At 50.7% G+C, this 18,616-nt stretch carries 20 protein-coding genes and 1 riboswitch; of the genes, 15 read left to right on the top strand and 5 right to left on the bottom strand.

The genetic code is table 11. The features are described from left to right. Positions 1-37 precede the first annotated feature (37 nt). From NST26_RS26765 to NST26_RS26735, 7 genes are all read left to right on the top strand, one after another. On the top strand, positions 38-382 hold the full coding sequence (locus tag NST26_RS26765; protein ID WP_036722030.1) for a thioredoxin family protein: 345 nt from the start codon (positions 38-40) through the stop codon (positions 380-382). Positions 383-490: 108 nt separating this feature from the next. Continuing rightward, on the top strand, positions 491-1,426 hold the full coding sequence (locus NST26_RS26760; RefSeq protein WP_340950407.1) for a COX15/CtaA family protein: 936 nt from the start codon (positions 491-493) through the stop codon (positions 1,424-1,426). A 61-nt stretch (positions 1,427-1,487) separates the two neighbouring features. Then, complete coding sequence (locus NST26_RS26755) at positions 1,488-3,260, top strand: UbiD family decarboxylase (protein WP_340950408.1); 1,773 nt, start codon at positions 1,488-1,490, stop codon at positions 3,258-3,260. 26 nt (positions 3,261-3,286) lie between these two features. Further along, complete coding sequence (locus tag NST26_RS26750; protein ID WP_036722024.1) at positions 3,287-4,033, top strand: Cthe_2314 family HEPN domain-containing protein; 747 nt, start codon at positions 3,287-3,289, stop codon at positions 4,031-4,033. Between the two features lie 92 nt (positions 4,034-4,125). After that, positions 4,126-4,261: riboswitch (SAM riboswitch) on the top strand. 100 nt (positions 4,262-4,361) lie between these two features. After that, positions 4,362-5,378, top strand: coding sequence for a methionine ABC transporter ATP-binding protein (locus NST26_RS26745; RefSeq protein WP_209875902.1), 1,017 nt, complete (start codon positions 4,362-4,364; stop codon positions 5,376-5,378). Further along, positions 5,378-6,037 (top strand): methionine ABC transporter permease, encoded by a 660-nt coding sequence (locus NST26_RS26740; RefSeq protein WP_036722016.1) that lies wholly within the window; start codon positions 5,378-5,380, stop codon positions 6,035-6,037. Before NST26_RS26745 ends, NST26_RS26740 begins: the two co-directional genes overlap by 1 nt. A 58-nt stretch (positions 6,038-6,095) precedes the next feature. Then, entirely contained in the window at positions 6,096-6,971 is an 876-nt protein-coding gene (locus NST26_RS26735) for a MetQ/NlpA family ABC transporter substrate-binding protein (protein ID WP_036722014.1), read from the top strand. 182 nt (positions 6,972-7,153) lie between these two features. Here the strand turns inward: NST26_RS26735 and NST26_RS26730 are convergent, their stop codons facing one another. Continuing rightward, positions 7,154-7,402, bottom strand: a complete 249-nt coding sequence (locus tag NST26_RS26730; protein ID WP_036701687.1) for a NifU family protein — start codon at positions 7,400-7,402, stop codon at positions 7,154-7,156. An 82-nt stretch (positions 7,403-7,484) separates the two neighbouring features. Here NST26_RS26730 and NST26_RS26725 point away from each other — a divergent pair, with 82 nt between their 5' ends. Then, the gene (locus NST26_RS26725) at positions 7,485-7,739 is read left to right on the top strand and encodes a YuzB family protein (RefSeq protein ID WP_063829082.1); all 255 of its coding nucleotides are present in this window, start codon (positions 7,485-7,487) and stop codon (positions 7,737-7,739) included. Positions 7,740-7,765: 26 nt separating this feature from the next. Here the strand turns inward: NST26_RS26725 and NST26_RS26720 are convergent, their stop codons facing one another. Then, positions 7,766-8,827, bottom strand: coding sequence for an NAD(P)/FAD-dependent oxidoreductase (locus NST26_RS26720; RefSeq protein WP_036722010.1), 1,062 nt, complete (start codon positions 8,825-8,827; stop codon positions 7,766-7,768). A gap of 78 nt (positions 8,828-8,905) precedes the next feature. Next, complete coding sequence (mqnE, locus tag NST26_RS26715; RefSeq protein ID WP_036722008.1) at positions 8,906-10,012, bottom strand: aminofutalosine synthase MqnE; 1,107 nt, start codon at positions 10,010-10,012, stop codon at positions 8,906-8,908. Between the two features lie 380 nt (positions 10,013-10,392). On the opposite strand from mqnE, the gene NST26_RS26710 reads away from it, so the two are divergent. Continuing rightward, entirely contained in the window at positions 10,393-10,752 is a 360-nt protein-coding gene (locus NST26_RS26710; protein WP_036722005.1) for a HesB/IscA family protein, read from the top strand. A gap of 169 nt (positions 10,753-10,921) precedes the next feature. Here NST26_RS26710 and NST26_RS26705 read toward each other — a convergent pair whose 3' ends face one another. Further along, positions 10,922-12,331: a hypothetical protein gene (locus NST26_RS26705; protein WP_036722004.1), complete on the bottom strand. Its 1,410-nt coding sequence runs from the start codon at positions 12,329-12,331 to the stop codon at positions 10,922-10,924. Between the two features lie 280 nt (positions 12,332-12,611). On the opposite strand from NST26_RS26705, the gene NST26_RS26700 reads away from it, so the two are divergent. Next, the gene (locus NST26_RS26700; protein ID WP_036722003.1) at positions 12,612-13,097 is read left to right on the top strand and encodes a hypothetical protein; all 486 of its coding nucleotides are present in this window, start codon (positions 12,612-12,614) and stop codon (positions 13,095-13,097) included. 281 nt (positions 13,098-13,378) lie between these two features. On the opposite strand, the gene NST26_RS26695 is transcribed toward NST26_RS26700, so the two are convergent. Continuing rightward, positions 13,379-13,927 (bottom strand): RNA polymerase sigma factor, encoded by a 549-nt coding sequence (locus NST26_RS26695; RefSeq protein WP_051477763.1) that lies wholly within the window; start codon positions 13,925-13,927, stop codon positions 13,379-13,381. A gap of 253 nt (positions 13,928-14,180) precedes the next feature. On the opposite strand from NST26_RS26695, the gene NST26_RS26690 reads away from it, so the two are divergent. The 5 genes from NST26_RS26690 to NST26_RS26670 all read left to right on the top strand — a co-directional run bounded on the left by NST26_RS26690 (position 14,181) and on the right by NST26_RS26670 (position 18,611). Beyond that, a complete protein-coding gene (locus NST26_RS26690) occupies positions 14,181-14,786 on the top strand; it encodes a hypothetical protein (RefSeq protein WP_340980246.1) in 606 nt (201 codons plus the stop codon). A gap of 260 nt (positions 14,787-15,046) precedes the next feature. Next, entirely contained in the window at positions 15,047-15,709 is a 663-nt protein-coding gene (locus tag NST26_RS26685) for a GntR family transcriptional regulator (protein ID WP_036722000.1), read from the top strand. A gap of 21 nt (positions 15,710-15,730) precedes the next feature. Next, positions 15,731-16,891: an amidohydrolase gene (locus tag NST26_RS26680; protein WP_340950414.1), complete on the top strand. Its 1,161-nt coding sequence runs from the start codon at positions 15,731-15,733 to the stop codon at positions 16,889-16,891. A gap of 42 nt (positions 16,892-16,933) precedes the next feature. Next, complete coding sequence (locus tag NST26_RS26675; protein WP_340950416.1) at positions 16,934-17,977, top strand: methionine ABC transporter ATP-binding protein; 1,044 nt, start codon at positions 16,934-16,936, stop codon at positions 17,975-17,977. Further along, complete coding sequence (locus tag NST26_RS26670; RefSeq protein ID WP_209875913.1) at positions 17,952-18,611, top strand: methionine ABC transporter permease; 660 nt, start codon at positions 17,952-17,954, stop codon at positions 18,609-18,611. The genes NST26_RS26675 and NST26_RS26670 overlap by 26 nt, the downstream gene beginning before the upstream one ends. Positions 18,612-18,616 lie beyond the last annotated feature (5 nt).

Here is an 18,616-nt window from a genome sequence, read left to right as displayed (position 1 = left end):
CTTGTGTAACTTTCTGATAGAAGGGAATGGTCAATAAATGGACAAAATCAGCTCGCCTGCCCAGTTCCAGGTGGCAATTCAGTCTCCGCGCCTGACGGTGGCAGTCTTCAAGGCAGATTGGTGTGTGGATTGCAAATTCATTGATCCGTTCATGCCGGATGTGGAACAGAAATATGCAGAGCGTCTTACCCTAGTCGAAGTGGATGTCGATGCCGTAGGCGATGTCAGCCAGGAACAGAATATTCTGGGCATTCCAAGCTTTGTCGCGTACACCGATGGACGGGAACTGGTCCGGTTTGTGAACAAGCTCCGGAAGTCCCGGGAGGAAATCGAGAAGTTTCTTGATACGGCGCTGGACGTTTATCTCAGCATTCACAAGTAATTCCGCAGCACCGCTTTCGCCCTATCCGAGCAGAAGCGGTGCTTTTTTTCTAATCATATAAGCATTTATATGTTTCATACTCATTCCAATACAATACGGGTGATACTATTGACGACACATCAATTAAAATGGCTCAGCTATCTGACCTGTCTCATTATGTTCATGGCGCTGTTCGGCGGGGTTGTGGTGACTAAGACCGGCTCGGGACTGGAATGCGGAAATCAGTGGCCGCTGTGCCACGGGAAGCTGATTCCGGCCTATACCATCGGCTCTCTGATTGAATATACCCACCGCTTGTTCAGCGGCCTGGCTGGCCTGCTGTCCCTGGCTTCCATGGTTGCCTTCTGGCGTTATGCCAGGCACCGCAGAGATCTGCTGGCCTATGCCCTGCTGACCCTGATCTTCGTCATCGTTCAAGGCGGGATGGGAGCGCTTGCAGTAGTGAAATCGCAGTCGGCTGCGGTTATGGCCCTGCATATGGGCTTCTCGCTGATTGCCTTCGCCGGTTCGCTGATGCTGGCGCTTGGGACCAGACGGACATTCGCTCCAGGAGCGGAATTCAGCACAGGAAGTCCCAAAGTCCGCCCAGCCTTCCGCAACTTAACCTGGGTTACTGCAGTATATTCATATATCGTGGTCTACATCGGCGCCTACGTAAGCCATACCAGCTCCCAAGGCGGGTGCTCCGGCTGGCCGCTGTGTAACGGACAATGGATTCCGGAGATGAGCGGCGGAGTAGGGATTGTATTCATTCACCGGATGGCGGCGGCGATTCTGTTCCTGCTGACGGCTATACTTGGGCATCTGGCCTTCTGGAAGCATAAGGAGCTGCCGGAGCTGAGGGCTCTGGGAGTAGCGGCAGTTCTGTTATGCCTGATGCAGGTATTCAGCGGAGCCGCAGTAGTATACACATTGAATAATGAAAGATTGTACATATTTGCTGCGTTGTCTCATATCGTGCTGATCTCCGGACTCTTCGGGGTTCTGTGCTACATGAGTGTAAGGGTCTGGCAGTTAAGCGGAGCCGGCAGGGGCAGCAAGTAATAAGTAAACGGCAACGGTGGACGGGATAAGCATAAGGTCCTGTTTGAGGAGGAACGCTATAGTGCGATACGGTAATTTACGACAATGGATTGAGCAGCTCCGCAGGGATAAGGATCTGGCAGTGATAGATACCCCTGTTGATCCTTATCTGGAGCTTGCCGAAATTCACCGCCGGGTGGTGGAGGAGGAAGGCCCGGCACTGCTGTTCACGAACGTGCAAGGAACACCGTTCCCGGTCGCTACGAACCTGTTCGGTACAGTTCAGCGCGTCAACAAGGCCTTTGGGACAAGACCGGAGCAGCTGCTGAAGTCGCTGACAACGGCGATGGACCAGCTGTTTCCGCCTTCAGGCGCCGGCTTATGGCGGGAGAAGACGGTGCTGCTGGAGCTGCTGAGGGCAGGAACCAAGAATATACCGCAAGGAGAGGCTCCGGTACTCGGCGTCTGCAGCAGCAGTGATCCGCTGAAGGAGCTGCCCCGGATTACGGCCTGGCCTAAGGACGGCGGGGCATTCATCACGCTTCCTCTGGTCTATACGGAGAATATCACCAACCCCAAGGATCATAATCTCGGACTGTACCGGATTCAGATGTATGACGACAGCACCACAGGTATTCACTGGCAGATTCACAAGGGCGGCGGCTTCCATCACTCGCAGGCAGAGCTTCTCGGCGAGACCCTGCCGGTGTCTGTCTTCATCGGCGGGCCGCCGGCCCTAATTGCAGCGGCAGTGGCACCGGTGCCGGAACGGATTCCGGAGCTGATGCTGGCTTCGCTGATGCTGGGCGGCAAGCTTCCCATGGTGCAGGACCCCTTGGGCGGGCACCGGATTCCGGCTGAGGCGGAATTCTCCATCCGGGGACGCGTGTCTCCGCTGGAGCGGAGAGCGGAAGGGCCTTACGGCAGCCAGTCCGGCTACTATTCCATGCAGCATAATTTCCCGGTCATGCATGTTCAGCGGATGTGGCACCGCAAGGATGCCATCTACCCGGCGACCATCACCGGCAAGCCGCGCCAGGAGGATTATTATCTGAAGGATTATTTGCAGCGGCTGCTCGCTCCAGCCTATCCTCTGCTGATCCCTTCGGTCAAAGCGCTGTGGTCCTACTCCGAATCCGGTTCGCATTCACTGACCTCAGCGGTCGTTAGGGAGAGCTATCCCCGTGAGTATATGGTGTCAGCGTTTCGTATCTTAGGGGAAGGTCAGCTCTCTTTAACCAAATTCCTGCTGTTGACTAATGTGCAGGTGGAGCTAACGGATTTCCCCAAGCTGCTGGAAACTGTGCTTGAGCGCTTCAATCCGCAATCGGATCTGACGATCTTTGCCAATACCTCCATGGATACACTGGATTATACCGGACGTAAGCTGAATCATGGCAGTAAGGCGGTGATGGCGGGCATTGGCAGCCCGGTCCGTGAGCTGCCACGGACCTATACAGAGGGTCTGCTTCCATCAATCACCGCCGCTGTGCCTTATTGCGGAGGATGTTTAGCCGTTTCCGGTGCATCCTATGAAGAGGACCCGGAGCTGCCGGAGCGGCTGGTGGCTGCCTTCAAGGAGAGGGAGACCGCCTGGCCGCTGATTGTGCTGGTGGATCAGGCAGAAGAGGCGGTAAGCACGCAGACCTCCTTCCTGTGGACCGTATTCACCCGCTTCAATCCGGCGGATGATATCTATTCGGCGGCCGGGGTACACCGGGGCAGCGTCAGCTATACACTGCCGATCATTATAGATGCCCGGATGAAGCCGGGATACCCGGAGGAACTGGCTCCGAGCGAGGATATTGCGAAGCGGGTAGACCGCAACTGGAACCGTTATTTTCCTCTAGTGTAAAAGTGAACTTTAAGGAGGGTCAAAATATGCTGCGGACGTTACTTGGAGAGCCGCCCCGCGTGAACAGCGGTGTGCTGGCTGAAGCTATGGAGTCCATGGCGAAGGCAGCCTCCATGCTGCGCAAGGAGATGGCGGCACATGAAGACCATGACCATGAATACCGCAAGCTGGAAATTTGGACACGCGGCCTGATCTCCTCTCTGGATGAGCTGGAGCAGAGCTGGTTCGCAGCAGCCTTTTTCCGGAAGTCAGTGATCGCAGGTTATATGGATGATATGTCGTCCACGGAGCAGGGGGAGTACGCCAGATATGTGTATTTCTACAAGGATGGCTTCATCCGTGTCTTCTCGCTGCTGGACAAGCTGGGCACGGTGCTGAATAATCTGTACAATCTCAATACAGGCAAGGTGAAGACGCATTTCTCTTATTTCACGGTGCTGAGGCAATTTCAGCTGCTTCACCCGCATCATCCGCTGGCGGAGAAGCTGGAGCGAATCAGGAATTCCTACCGGGAGCCAGTGGAGAATCTGCGCAAGCGGCGCAACGCTGAGATCCATTACATGAACGCGGAGATGACCGACGACCTCTGGCAGCGTCACCAGGGATTGCATGACAAGATTCGTCTGGAGGATCTCGACAGCCACCTGGAGGATTTGAAGCAGAGCCTGGAGATGGTATGCCAATCACTGGCCGCCGCATACAGCTACGGGAATGAACAATGGCACAAGAACAAAGCGGCCCCAGGCCCGAAATCCGGACAAGCCCGTCCGTAAAAACTTACCTTTGACAAAAATCTCGAAACTGAATTATACTTAGGCATACATTAACTTCTGACAGGATACGGAGTCTATAACTTCATACTATGATCTTATCGAGAGCGGCGGAGGGATAGGCCCGATGAAGCCCGGCAACCGGTTTGAATACAGCCTTACGCTGCATCCAAATGTCATGGTGCTAATTCCTACAATGCCGCCGGATTCGGGGGTTTTGGCAGATGAGAAGGCATTGTCATTATACACACAGGGCCTCTTGCGATCTGCATGGATCGTAGGGGGTCTTTTTTGCAATGATGGAAGCTAGAACAGAAGGGGGACGCAGCGGTTGATAGAATTGAAGGATATAACCAAGGTGTATGGCAAAGGCAGTAAGCAGGCAACTGCACTCTCTGCGCTGAGCCTGTCGATTAAGAAGGGGGAAATCTTCGGGGTGATCGGTCACTCCGGGGCCGGCAAAAGCACGCTGATCCGCTGCATTAATCTGCTGGAACGTCCGACTGCGGGCGAGGTGTGGGTGGACGGTGTCGAGCTGACAGCGCTCAGCCAGGGACAGCTGCAGGAGCAGCGGCGTAAGATCGGAATGATTTTTCAGCATTTCAACCTGCTCTCATCGGCTACAGTCTATGATAATATCGCGTTTCCGCTGCGGCTGATCGGAGCCGGAAGGAACGAGATTGAACAAAAGGTTAAGGAACTGCTCGCCCTGGTCGGGCTGGAGGAGCACTGGAATAAGTACCCGGCTCAGCTATCCGGCGGACAGAAGCAGCGTGTCGGAATCGCCCGGGCGCTGGCAAGTGATCCGGATGTTCTGTTATGCGATGAGGCGACCTCGGCGCTTGATCCGCAGACGACAGACTCCATTCTGCGCCTGCTGATGGATATCAACAGCAAATTCCATCTGACCATCGTGTTGATTACCCATGAGATGCATGTCATTCAGAGCATCTGCGACCGTGTTGCCGTGATCCATGGCGGCGGTATTGTGGAGCAGGGTGAAGTGGCCGAGGTCTTTCTGAAGCCGAAGCATGAGGTTACCAAGGAATTCATCCGCAGTGAGACCCAGTCGGACGGACCGCTCCGGCAAGCGATTGATGCTGTACAGCCAGGTTACACGAAGTCGGTCAAAATCACTTTTCTCGGACAAAAGACTTACGGGTCGACGCTCTCACAGGTGGTTCAGGGAACCGGGGTTCACTTCGCCATTCTTCATGGAACCATCTCTACGATCAAGGATGTTCCTTACGGCCAGCTGATCGTCCGGTTCGAAGGACCTGAGGGTGCGGTCGAAGCCACGCTCACTGAGCTCATAGCGCAAGGTCTTGATGTGGAGGTGATTTTGTAATGGACTTTAGCACAATTAATTGGGAAGAAATGCTGGAAGCTACGATTGCTACACTCAAAATGATCGCTATTTCAGGAATATTCACAATAATCCTTGGTTTACCGCTTGGAATTGTGTTATATTTATGGGGCAAGTCAAATAACGTTATTATCAGGGTGGTTTACTCGGTATTATCCTTCGTTGTGAATATCCTGCGTTCGGTTCCTTTTATCATTCTGATGGTTGCCCTGATTCCGTTCAGCAAGGCCATTATGGGCACTTCGATTGGTGTGCTTGGAACGATTCCGGCACTGGTAATCGGCGCGGCGCCATTCTTCGCCAGACTGGTGGAGACGGCACTGCGGGAGGTTGACCGGGGAATTATTGAAGCGGCGCAGGGCATGGGAGCGTCCACCGGGCAGATCGTTATGCGCGTGCTGCTGCCGGAGGCTCGTCCGGGTCTGCTTGCCGGTGTAACCATTACTGTTGTGACCCTTGTCTCGTATACCGCAATGTCCGGCATGATCGGCGGCGGCGGACTGGGTGACCTGGCGATCCGCTACGGATATTACCGCTATGAGAAGGAAGTCATGCTTATCTCGGTAGCGCTGATGGTGATTCTGGTGCAGCTGCTGCAAATGGCCGGTGACCGGCTGGTAAGACATTTTACACGGAAATAAGGTACGTCCACATATAGCCTTATTCAATAAACCATATGGATTAGAGGGGGATTTACAGATGAAAAAAGTACTGCTTACATTCTTCAGCCTGACCTTGATATTGGTGCTTGCCGCTTGCGGAAACAACAAGGCGAATAACACCACGAATTCTGCTGCGACAACGGCACCTACAGAAGCGGCTGCTGCAGAGCCGACTACAGAGCCTGCTGCGGACCCGGTAACCCTGGTGATTGGTGCTTCTCCTGTACCGCATGCGGAGATCCTCAAAGCGATTGCCCCACTGCTTGAAGCCCAAGGCATTAAGCTGGAGATCAAAGAATTCACAGATTATATTCTTCCCAATACACAGCTTGCCGAGAAGCAGCTCGATGCGAACTTCTTCCAGCACAAGCCTTACCTGGATGATCAGAACACCAAGAACGGCACAGATCTCGTATCTGTAACTGCTGTTCATGTAGAGCCATTTGGCGCCTATTCCAAAAAGATCAAATCGATCGATGAATTGGCAGAAGGTGCGAAGGTTGCGATTCCGAATGATGCAACGAACGGAGGCCGCGCCTTGATTCTGCTGGCGAAGAACGGTCTTATCAAGCTGAAGGATGACACCAATATTGCTTCCACCAAAGCGGATATCACCGAGAACCCTAAGAAGCTTGACATCATTGAGCTGGATGCAGCCATGCTGCCCCGTCAGCTGGATGAAGTGGACCTGGCGCTGATCAACACCAACTTCGCACTGGATGCCAAGCTGTCTCCTACGAAGGATGCGTTGTTCATCGAAGGCGGAGATTCCCCGTATGCTAACCTGCTGGTAGCCCGTCCTGACAATAAGGATTCCGATGCCATTCAGAAGCTGGCAGCAGCGCTGACTTCCCCGGAAGCGAAGGAATTCATCGAAAAGCAATATGACGGAGCAATTATCCCGGCATTCTAAGCTTAAGCCTAGGGAAGCGGAATAATCTAATGAGACCAGAAGAAGCCCGTAGCCAGAAATGGCTGGCGGAGCGGCTTCTGGTCTTTTTGAATCGCCGGGTGGTTGATCCTACAGACGAAATCCTCTATAATAAAAAAAATCCCGGCCTCTTAGCGGAGGCCGGGATGGTTTATGAAACGGGATTAGAATACCTGAACGACTTCTTCCACGCCTTCTACTTCTTCAATCAGGGCGCGTTCGATCCCGGCTTTTAGCGTGATCGTGGAGCTTGGGCAACTGCCGCATGCACCCATAAGCTTCAGCTTAACGATGCCGTCTTCAACATCAATCAGTTCCACGTCACCGCCATCGCGCTGCAGGAACGGACGAAGTTTATCAAGGACTTCCAGTACTTCATCGTACATGGTTGCGCTTTGTACATTCTCACTCATTTCTCAATCACTCCTTTCGTATGTTTATTATAGTACAAAAAGTTAAAAAATAAAATGGTTAAGGCAGAATAGGGAGATTATCATGAGACCAATTATAGAATTCTGTGCCAGCAACATCGGCCACGGCACTGAACCGCTCAAGCTTAAGCTGGAGCAAAACCCTGAATATGATGTAGTGGAGTACGGCTGTCTGAACAACTGCGGAGAGTGTTATCTCCAGCCGTTCGCCATGGTTGACGGGGAGATCATTGAGGCTGATTCCCCCGCTGCTCTGGAAGAGGCCATAGAAGCCGCTATACGAGAGGCAGAGGCCTGGGACAACCTGGAGATAGACTAAGCCGCCTGGATTCAAGCCGGGATTCTTTAGCCGAAATGGCGTTTGGACATCCACAGGACGCCGCTCTTCAGCAGGCGCGGAACCCGGCCCATGACGGAGCGGCGGCCCATCAGGCCGAAGCCGGCATTTTTACCGAGTGAACCGAGGGTTCCCTTCAGCTTAATCTTATTCAGCTTCGGGGTTTCCCCCCGCCATAACGCCTGTAATATCTGTCCCACCTGCTCGCCCTGGGCACCCGCCGCCTGTGCACTGGGCGCGAAGGGCAGGCTGGCACAGTCCCCGATCACATAGACCTCCGGATATTCAGCGATATTGTAATATTCCCCCACAATGAGCCTGCCTCCACGGTCCTTCGGAAGCTCCAGCTGCTGCACGACCTTCACGGGTTGAATACCGGCAGTCCATACCGTCACATCCGCCGGAATAGCTTGGGTGCCATTGAAGATGGCATCCTTCTCGACATGAGAGACCGACACCCCGCCAATCGTCTCCACCTGATGCTCACTGAACCATTCCTCGACATACCTGGACAGCTTGGCCGGAAAAGAAGATAAAATACGTTCTCCCCGGTCCATCAGAGAGATATTCAGATCCGGCCGGCTCTCCCGCAGCTCCGAGGCAATCTCTACGCCGCTCAGTCCCCCGCCGACAATATTGACGGTTCCATAAGGCTTCACATCGTTCAGCCGGCGGTAAGTTTCCCGGGTTCCGGCGAAGCTCTGAATACTGCAGGTGTATTCCTCGGCACCCGGAATGTTATGGTAATTATCCGTACAGCCGAGGGCAATCGCCAGGATATCATAGGCTACCGGCTCCCCGGAATCGAGCAGGACCAGCCTGCTCTCCAGATCAATGGAACCCACCTGCCCGTAACGTACGGTCAGGCGGGGGTGTACCGGGAATTGAATCCGCAGATGGTAATCGGTGGCGGTGCCTGCGGCCAGTGCATAATATTCGGTCTTGATCCCCTGATACGGCATCCGGTCCACCAGGATGATTTCCACATCAGGAGGAAGATGATTATCCAGCAGTTGCTGAATGAGGGCAAGACCGCCGTAGCCGCCGCCCAAGACAAGTAGGGTTCTCATGCCAACTGATCTTCCTTTCGGGTACATAATGGACAAGGCAGTTCTGCGTTCACTGGCTGAGGTAAGCTTGTTCTGTTCTTATTCGTATACCTTGATCTCGTTATAGAAGGTATCCCGTTCTACAGGAATCCGTCCTGCGCCCTTCACGAGCCAGATCAGCTCATCCCGGGTCAAGCCCTCCGGCGTCAGCGCGCCGGCAGCGTGGCTGATCCGTTCCTTCAGGATCGTTCCGTGCACATCGGAAGCGCCGAAGTTCAGGGCAACCTGGGTCAACTGGGGCCCGATATTAATGAAGTAGGCCTTGATGTGATCGAAATTGTCCAGCATCAGGCGGCTGACGGCAATGGTCTTCAGATCCTCATTCGCGGAGTTGCGGCGCATAATGCCTGCATTCTTGTTCTTAGGCTGCATGGACAGCGGAATGAATACCATAAAACCGCCGGTCTCGTCTTGCAAGTCACGAATTTGCAGCATATGGCGGATGCGGTCTTCACGGGACTCAATCGACCCGTACAGCATCGTGGTATGGGTCTTCATGCCAAGGTGATGGGCGGTGCGGTGCACCTCGAGATATTCCTCGACATTGGCTTTGTCGACGCGCATTTTTTTGCGGTACTGGTCAGACAGAATCTCTGCCCCTCCTCCGGTAAGGGTCTTCAGTCCGGCGGCGCGCAACTGCTCCAGCACTTCACGGATACTAAGTCCGCTGATGCGGGTGAAGAAGTCGATCTCTGCCGCTGTATAGGCCTTGAGAGTCACTTCGGGGAAATGCTCGTTCAGAGCCTGCAGCGAATCAACATAGTACTGGAAGGGCACATTATCATTATGCCCGCCTACAATATGGAACTCGCGCACGCCGGGATGAATATGCTGCTGCACATACTCCACCATCTCCTGGCCGGAGAGGGTGTAGGCCCCTTCTTCGCCTTCATCCTTGCGGAAATTGCAGAAGGCACAGCGGGATTCGCAGACATTGGTGAAATATAGACTCATGTTCTCGATAAAATAGACTTTATTCCCGTTCTTTCGCAGATTGACCTCATTAGCCAGCTGTCCGATCGTTAAGAGATCGTTACTCTCATATAAATAAACGCCGTCTTCCAAATTCAATCGTTCTCCGCCGCGAACCTTCTCAATGATGTTCGCCATCCGGGCATCTGTGTGGGGTGTAATAAGGGTAGACATATAAGTTCCTCCTGAAGGTTGGCGAGGCAATTGCATCGCATAATCGTGTACCTGAGAATATCCGGCAACAGCCGGCATTATAAATAGAGGTTAACTGCAACCCCCGTGACAATTTTTCGAAAATTTATCGCTTTTCTCATTATAAACTTCTCCCGTAGGGTGAGCAACCGCCAGAAACTGCAGGTCTTCCGGGATAAATGGCTTACCTGCGCCCGGTTTACGACTTGAGGGCAGAAGAATAGTGGAGTATACTGATTGAAAGAGCCGATGAAAATGATATACATCATACTCATTCTTTTCCCGGCAAGGCATTGATTTCATTACGTACAGCCTGAAGGCTGCTTGATTCCAATACAATGAACCCTAAGGAGGTTGTTATTATGATTAACATAAGTGAGACAGCGGCAGGCCAGCTGAAGGCCATGCTTGCGGAGCAGGAAGTGCCGGATATGTTCCTCCGTCTGGGCGTAACCGCCGGGGGCTGCAGCGGATTCTCGTACGCGATGGGCTTCGATGATACCGAGACTGAGCAGGACATCTACATGGACGTTGCAGGTCTGAAGGTGGTCGTCAGCAAAGACGATATCCGTTACCTCAACGGCCTGGAGATCGACTTCGAGGAATCCGGCATGACCGGCGGCTTCACCATCAATAATCCCAACGCCAGCGCTACATGCGGCTGCGGCTCCTCGTTCCGTACGAAGGAAGAAGCAGGGAACCCGGCGGCGGAGCCTTGCTAAACCTGTGAATGCTGAATTATTGATAAAGTAAGCGTGGATTGCGGCTTCCGCGACCTCTTAATTATGTATGGTGCAAACTGTACTTATTAGGAACCCACAAGGCCAGATACAACAAAGAGCCGCAGATCCTAGACACAGGATTCTGCGGCTTTTTGTCGGGAAGTCGATGTTATGGAGAAATGAGATAAAGTCCAGTAAGACCTAAATCAGAAAATGTTGACCACAACGCCTCGTATACTTTATAGGTGCCTGCTTTAATACCGCTCGCCAAATCTTGGTCTATTGTTAGCGATCCTGTATGAGTTCCTGCCAGTTTGAAGGTCCAGCCAGAAAGATTATTGTTATAAGCATAATTAGTTAATACAGGCCCGCCGCTATCCCCTCCTACTGAGGTGTAGCCAGAGGCAAGGACTTCGTTAGTGTTATAACCATAACCATCTGAGCCCCACCAAATATCAACATTTGAATATTTGATCGTGCCAGAAGTCGTTGCTCCACTATTTGCGCCCCTCATGTAGATGGTATCCCCAACCGTATCGGTTACGTAGGTACCTGTTATCATAGCCATATTAGTTGAAGAAGGGTATGGTACTCGTGCCCATGGTGAAAATCCAGAATTTAAAGTAATATATCCGGAATCGGAAGCCCCTGCTGAACCGTCACCGGGGGATGTAGTCCTGAATGTGTAATCACCTATCGAACTCGTTGCATTTGTCGGCTGATACCATGCACTAACGGTGCCTGCTGTTTGGCAATGGCCAGAAGTCACCACTACAGCTTGATCAGAAGCATTTACGCCAAAATATCCGTTAGTGCATACGCCATAGATCGTTTGTGAGGGGTTACTCGGGTTTGGACGGTAATTGCCACCGATTTTTGCACCCATTGGAATGGTGGAACCCCAATTTGTATTATCGGTTTCCGTTTTAAATGCTGAGGCTGGCAATGTTGTGTAGACAAGCAGATCTGACTTTTCGAGAAGCAGTGATGAAACTGTTTGCTTTGATTGTATGCCAGATTTTTCGTCTAAGGCGATAATAAGCTTATTGTTCATTGTATCCGGTATGAGCGCAAGTACTGTTCCCGGTTGGACTGTTTTTTTGATTTTTTCTTTCGCTTCAGTAATATCCGACCACGAGTATTTTGTTACTTCAAATTTTATTTTATCTCCGTTTTTTGAGGCTTTTCTTATTAATGCCTTCAAAGATTCCGAATCTTCCGTGATCTGAACGGTTACCATTCCGGTATCCGCATCGTAATAGTGGCCCGAGAAACGGGAGGGATCATTTTCAATTAGTTTCTTAATGGTCGGTAAGTCTGCTTTCACCCGCTGTTTCTCGACATAATCGGCAAGAACTTTGCTGTTCTTTAATTGTTCTGGAGGAGTGCTCAATTCTATCGGATACGGAATCTCGTTCAATTCATTTTGTTTTTGCGTGGCAGCCTGGATTTCGGAGATTGTTCCGAAAAAAGCCTTTGCTTCAGCATTAGAGCTTCCTTCTGCATGTACAGAAGTGATTGAACTGCAAAGGAGTAAAGCTGCCAGGAAAACAGGGAGTATATACTTTCTTACAAACATTCCTCATCAACATCCCTTCGTATTGAAATGGGGTGATTGGGAAATGTGGCAAAGCGGACGGTAGATAATGACTCCATTCTCCCTTCCTTTTAATTTTGCGCTCTGCAACAACTCCCGGATTGTAGCCGATGCAGATCAAGTTGCAGTTCACTCTCCTATATGGGGCTACTGAATATATAACGATGGTTTAAGGCGAAACCTGACATCTCTTTTTAGAATTCATACCCATTTTAGCGAAACAAAACCATCTGTCGTGACGTCAATTAGGTTGGAGGTGTTTATGTTGAACAAGCTGATTGTTCTCCTTTTGATGGCCGTAATTTTGTATCATTCTTCGGAACCGAATGAATCCATAGCTGCCAAGGCGAGTCCCACGCCATCTGCCTCAGAAAACGTGAAAAGTGAACCTTTTTCAGTTCAGATCTCTATTCCGAAGCAGGTGAAAGCAAATCAGGAATTTGTTATTTCTGCTGAGTTGAAAAATGAAACTGGACGGGATCTGGAGATTACAACGGGAAGCACGGCATTTTACTATGTTGTACGGGACAGTAACGGCAAGGTGATTAATTCGATTGCAAGAAAAGATATTGGACTTACAACTTCAATGCCGAAGGGGGCTGTCATTTCAGAAAAATCTCAATACCGGATTAAAAAACCGGGCACCTACGAGATTTCCGCGATTGCAGAATTTTCGGTTAAAGGCGGAGGAAAGAATGAGGTCTTCAAAATAGAAACGGCTCGAAAGTCTATTCAGGTAAGCGACTAAAGGCAAGCTCATGGTCCTCGATAGCCCTCTCCACAGTAAATAAAGCGCCGCCCCGCCTTGGGGGCATTGGCGCTTTTCTTTATGTGCAGAACATTCGTTTAACTACGGAAATGGGCTAAATATTTTTTGGAAATCTTGATTTTATGAAAATAGACTCAAGCGCTCATCGTTTCCCAAGGGAGAATGCAAGGTCTAGGACAAGGGTTTGCCGTTTATTGTGGTCTAATATATATTCACCAATGATAACATCCGGTACTTTCTTCTATTTTAAATAACTGAACTTAATTCTGTGACATAAGCTGTCGGAGATGATTTCTAGCTCTTTGCAATCTCTTTAAGGTAGTGGATTCCGTTATGTCCACGATTGCTCCAATTTCCTTGCAACTTTTCCCATCCAAATAAAACATTTCCACCATTGCACGGTGGTTATTTTGTAATTCTCCGATAGCATCATACAATTCCTCATGCAGCCATTTTTTTTCTAATACCGTTTCTACAGAAAAGCCAATAGAAGTTTCATAAAGGGGAACGAGGGCGTTAAAAATCTCAGCTTCTTTTTTTGCCTTCCTTATAAAATCAATTGCGGTAGTATAAGCAACACGTTTGATCCAAGCAGGAATATTCCGCATGGATTGTAGCTGTGGTGCTCTTGATGAAATTTTTAAAAAGCTTTCATGAATCAAATCTTCAGTAAGTGAGTGATCGGAAAGTAGAGCATATAGATAGGGATAAATAAAAATGCGATATTTTTTGTAGATGCTCTCCTGTTGGTCTTTTTCCAATTCTTTATAAGGCCTGCACAATAAATCAAACCAATTCTTCTCCATCATTGGTACACTCCTCCCAACTTTGTGTTGAAGGGTTCTTTTCATTCCAGGATTTAGTGGTAAATATTATCGACTTTAACATATCTATTATACCTGACACCAAATAAATATGGGAGAAAAGGCAATTATTTGTCAACTTTAATCGTAATATAGAAAGGAGCTTCTTTCGGTCGGGAGGTTTTTTTATGTTGAATTAAACCATTATATGTTAAAATATGGTGATGAAATAATTAATGGAGCTATGAGGAGGGTAACAATGATACGAATGAGAATGCCATTTGAACGTCCAACAGAGCATTATGATGAACGGATTATTGATATCGATCAAGAAATTTGCTCTTTGATCAAGAAGAGAAAGGAAGTGGCGGATAATAATCCAGGATTTCCTCCGTTAGAGTATATTTCTAAATGGTCAGAGGAACTTGGGCTTTATGAAGGATTCTTGATGTCGTTATTTGGAAGTATGATGAATGAAGAACAATATAAACCAATGATTGAACCAGCCGGATTTAGACAACACATTGCAATTCTGAAGTCAGTCGTGAACGGGGAGCGTTTCTATACTCTAACGTCCTTACGACAATACAGTAATGCAAGTGTATTAACACTAAATATAGATTGGGACGATGAGCCGGAAGTTGAATCCAACTCTCATCAACATAGGCATTACGAACTAGATATTAACGGCCAATATGATTGCCGAATGATTAGTGGTGGAAGCGGATCAGATCATGCATCATATAAATATGTAGTCTCTCCACCCTTACCTGATGAGATTTCAGGAATTCAATTTAGGTTCAAAGAATACAGTCACCCGTTCAAGATGGGTGAGGCAAGTGATGAGATAGTATTTGAACTTTAGTAAGGTGAATAGCCCTCGACACCTATTAGGTGCAGGAGGGTTATTTATTTGTCCAATTAGTGTCAATTCGCAATTCCCCTATAAAACATACTTGACTAGTGGGAATAATAGGATTATAGTATGAAAAAAGCTTGATTGCACAGAGAGATTTTCAACCGATACTTTCATTTTATCTTGAATCTCTCTCCTCTTATTAATTGTATACAATTATACAGTTGACCGGGCGACCCGCAAATGAGTGGCGAGGAGCAATGAAATCTATGGAAATGCGTTCACGAAGATTGTCGAAGGATAATACCTACTATGCACTTAAGCAAAAAATAATAGATAGCGAGCTGGAGCCGGATCAGGCGGTTAACGAAGAGAGCCTGGCGGCACTTCTCGGGGTCAGCCGGACTCCGTTACGGGAAGCGATTCAGCGGCTGGAGAATGAGGATTTCCTGGTGCGCCAGCCTAACGGCAGGCTGCGGGTAGCCCCTTTAACGATTAAGGAGGTCGAAGAGATCTTCCAGATCCGCAGTATGCTTGAAGGCCATATCGCCAGAAGCGCTGCCAGAAACGCTACCATCAAGGATATTCAGCGGTTAACGCTGATTCTGGAGAAGCTGAAGCAATCCTTCCAGATGGGGGATCAGCAGGATGTTGTATCCTATGGCTTCGAATTCCATGATTACTTGTGGGAGATCAGCGCGCTGAAGACTTTTGAGAAGGTGCTGAACCAGCTAAGAGACCGTTCCCTCCGGTATTGCCGTTATGTCTCTCTGCACGGGGACTGGAATACGCAGGCGGATGAGGAGCATCTTGTGATTCTGCAGAGGATTGTAGCCAGGGATGAGGAGGGGGCGGAGCGGGCGATGCGGGAGCATATCTTAAGCAGCCTCGCGACTGCACTGGAGCGGATTAGAGGAATTGAACATACGTAATGAAGGGGGAAGAACAGGAATATGAGACCACAGCATGAGACGGAAGAAGCACTGGCAGCCCGGCTAACCGAAGTGCGGAGGAACCTGCACCGTGAACCGGAGCTTAGCAATCAGGAGTACAGAACCACGGAGAAGCTGCGGAAATGGCTGAATGAAGCGGGGATACGTGTGCTGGACCTTCCTCTGAAGACCGGGCTGATCGCAGAGGTGGGGCAAGGTGATGGCAGCATAGTAGCGATCCGTTGTGATATCGATGCCCTGCCGATTGAGGAGCAGACGGGCCTGCCGTTCGCATCAGAGATTCCGGGAGTCATGCATGCCTGCGGCCATGACTTCCACACCGCTGTGATCCTGGGCGCGGCCAGCCTGCTGAAGCAGCGTGAGCATGAACTGCCGGGCAAGGTCAGAATCCTGTTCCAGCCGGCTGAAGAGACGGGACACGGTGCGGAGGATGTACTGGCATCCGGCGGGCTAAGCGGGGTGGAGGCCATCTTCGGATTACATAATTCACCGGACCTGCCTAACGGGGCGTTCGGCACAAGAACGGGAGCTTTAACGGCGGGGGTGGACCGCTTTGAGATTACGGTGCAAGGGGTCGGCGCTCACGCCGCTACACCGGAGAAAGGGGTAGACACCATTGTTACCGCCGCGCAGATCATTACGATGCTGCAAACCGTAGTCAGCCGTCTGAATAACACGCAAGAGCCGGTCGTGCTCAGTGTGACCCGGATCAATGGGGGCTTCACCTGGAATGTCCTGCCGGAGAAGGTGGAGCTGGAAGGGACAGTACGTACCTATAACGAAGAGATCCGCAGCAGCATCCCGGCCCAAATGACGCGGATCATAGAAGGGATTGCAGCCGCAGCCGGAGCAGAGGCGAAGCTGCACTGGTATCCCGGCCCGCCCGCTACGGTCAATCACGGAGCATGGACAGACTTCACCAAAGATGTCGCGGCACAATCAGGCTATGAGGTACTTGATATTCCGCCGCAGATGGGCGGAGAGGATTTCGCCTATTATTTGCAGCAGATCCCGGGTGCTTTTGTGAATATTGGTACCGGCCCGAACCATGCGCTGCATCATCCCCGTTTCGATGTCGATGAGGCGGCCATCCTGCCGGCGGCTAAGTATTTCGCCCTGCTGGCAGAAGAGGCGCTTGCGAAGCTGAAGCAGCAGACTTGAATCCTGAATCCTAAATTTACCAGATGATTGAGGGGAACAACTATGATTGAACTACGGAATGTGTACAAGACGTTCACCCGCAAAGAGGTGAAGATAGAAGCGCTGAAGGGGATTAGCCTGAAGGTTGAAAAGGGCGATATCTTCGGGGTCATCGGCTACAGCGGAGCCGGAAAAAGCACGTTAATCCGCCTGGTCAATTACCTGGAACGGCCGTCTGAGGGCCAGGTGCTGGTAGACGGGTACGATCTGGGCGCGTACAGCGACAAAGAGCTGCGGGCAGCCAAGAAAAACATCGGCATGATTTTTCAGCATTTTAATCTGCTGGAGTCCAAAAAGGTGTTCGACAATGTGGCCATTCCACTCGTCCTGCTGAAAAAGAGCAAGGCGGAAATCCGCAAGCGGGTGGAGGAGCTGCTCGAATTCGTCGGGCTAAGCGACAAGGCTGGAAGCTATCCGAGCGAGCTGTCAGGGGGACAGAAGCAGCGGGTCGGGATTGCCCGGGCGCTTGCCTCGAACCCTTCGATACTATTGTGCGATGAAGCTACTTCCGCTCTGGACCCGCAGACGACACAGTCCATCCTGCAGCTGCTCAAGCGGATCAACGCGGAATACAACATCACAGTGATGATCATCACGCATGAGATGTCGGTGATTCAGGAGATCTGCAACAAGGTAGCCGTTATGGAAGAGGGACGGATTATCGAGCAGGGCAGCGTGCTGGATGTGTTCGGAGAACCGAAGCATCAGACGACGCAGAATTTCGTCAAAACAGTCATTCAGAACAGTATGACCTCAAGCGTCCGCAGAACTCTGAAGACAGAGCAGGGGAGCCGGGTGTATAAGCTGAATTTTGCCGGGGAGAGCGCTTCTGAGCCTGTGCTGTATGAGATCATCCGGTCTTATAGTGTTAAGGTTAACATCCTGTTTGCGAATACGACAGAGATTCAAGAGACGACGCTCGGTACGATTATCGTTCAACTGCAAGGTGATCCGGCACAGCTGGAAGCGGCCTTGAATTACATGAAGCAGCATGAGGTCCGGGTAGAGGAGGTGAAGTCCTATGTTCTCGACATCGATCACAAGTGAACAATTCCTGAAGGCGATTATTGAAACGATTCAGATGGTGGGCGTGTCGCTATTCATCGGCTCGCTGCTGGGTATTCCGCTGGGCATCCTGCTAGTCATTACCCGTCCGGGCGGGGTACTGGAGAATAAGGCGCTCTATACGGTGCTCAATCCGCTGATCAACATTATCCGTTCGCTTCCGTTCATTATCTTACTTGTCGCTATCATTCCGGTAACACGGGCAATTGTTCATACTTCGATTGGGACCAGTGCCGCGATTGTTCCGCTGATTATCTACATCGCACCTTATATCGCACGGCTGGTGGAGAATTCTCTGCTGGAGGTCAATCCGGGTATTCTAGAGGCAGCGGAAGCAATGGGAGCTACGCCGTTACAAGTCATATGGTACTTCCTGCTGCCGGAAGCGATTGGCTCGCTGATCCTCTCCCTGACCACAGCGACCATCGGGCTTATCGGGGCAACCGCAATGGCCGGAACCGTAGGCGGCGGTGGGGTTGGTGATTTGGCTATCGTGTACGGATATCAGCGTTTTGACAAGGTGGTCATGGTTGCTACCGTTATTATTCTGATCATTCTGGTGCAGGGTATTCAGTCCCTGGGCAACACATTGGCGCGCAAGATTCGCCGTTACTAGAGATT

Source organism: Paenibacillus sp. FSL R7-0128 (genome assembly GCF_038002245.1).
Lineage (GTDB): Bacteria > Bacillota > Bacilli > Paenibacillales > Paenibacillaceae > Paenibacillus_AQ > Paenibacillus_AQ silagei.
Note: the sequence above shows the minus strand (reverse complement) of the source record. Positions and strands in the feature narration are given on the sequence as shown.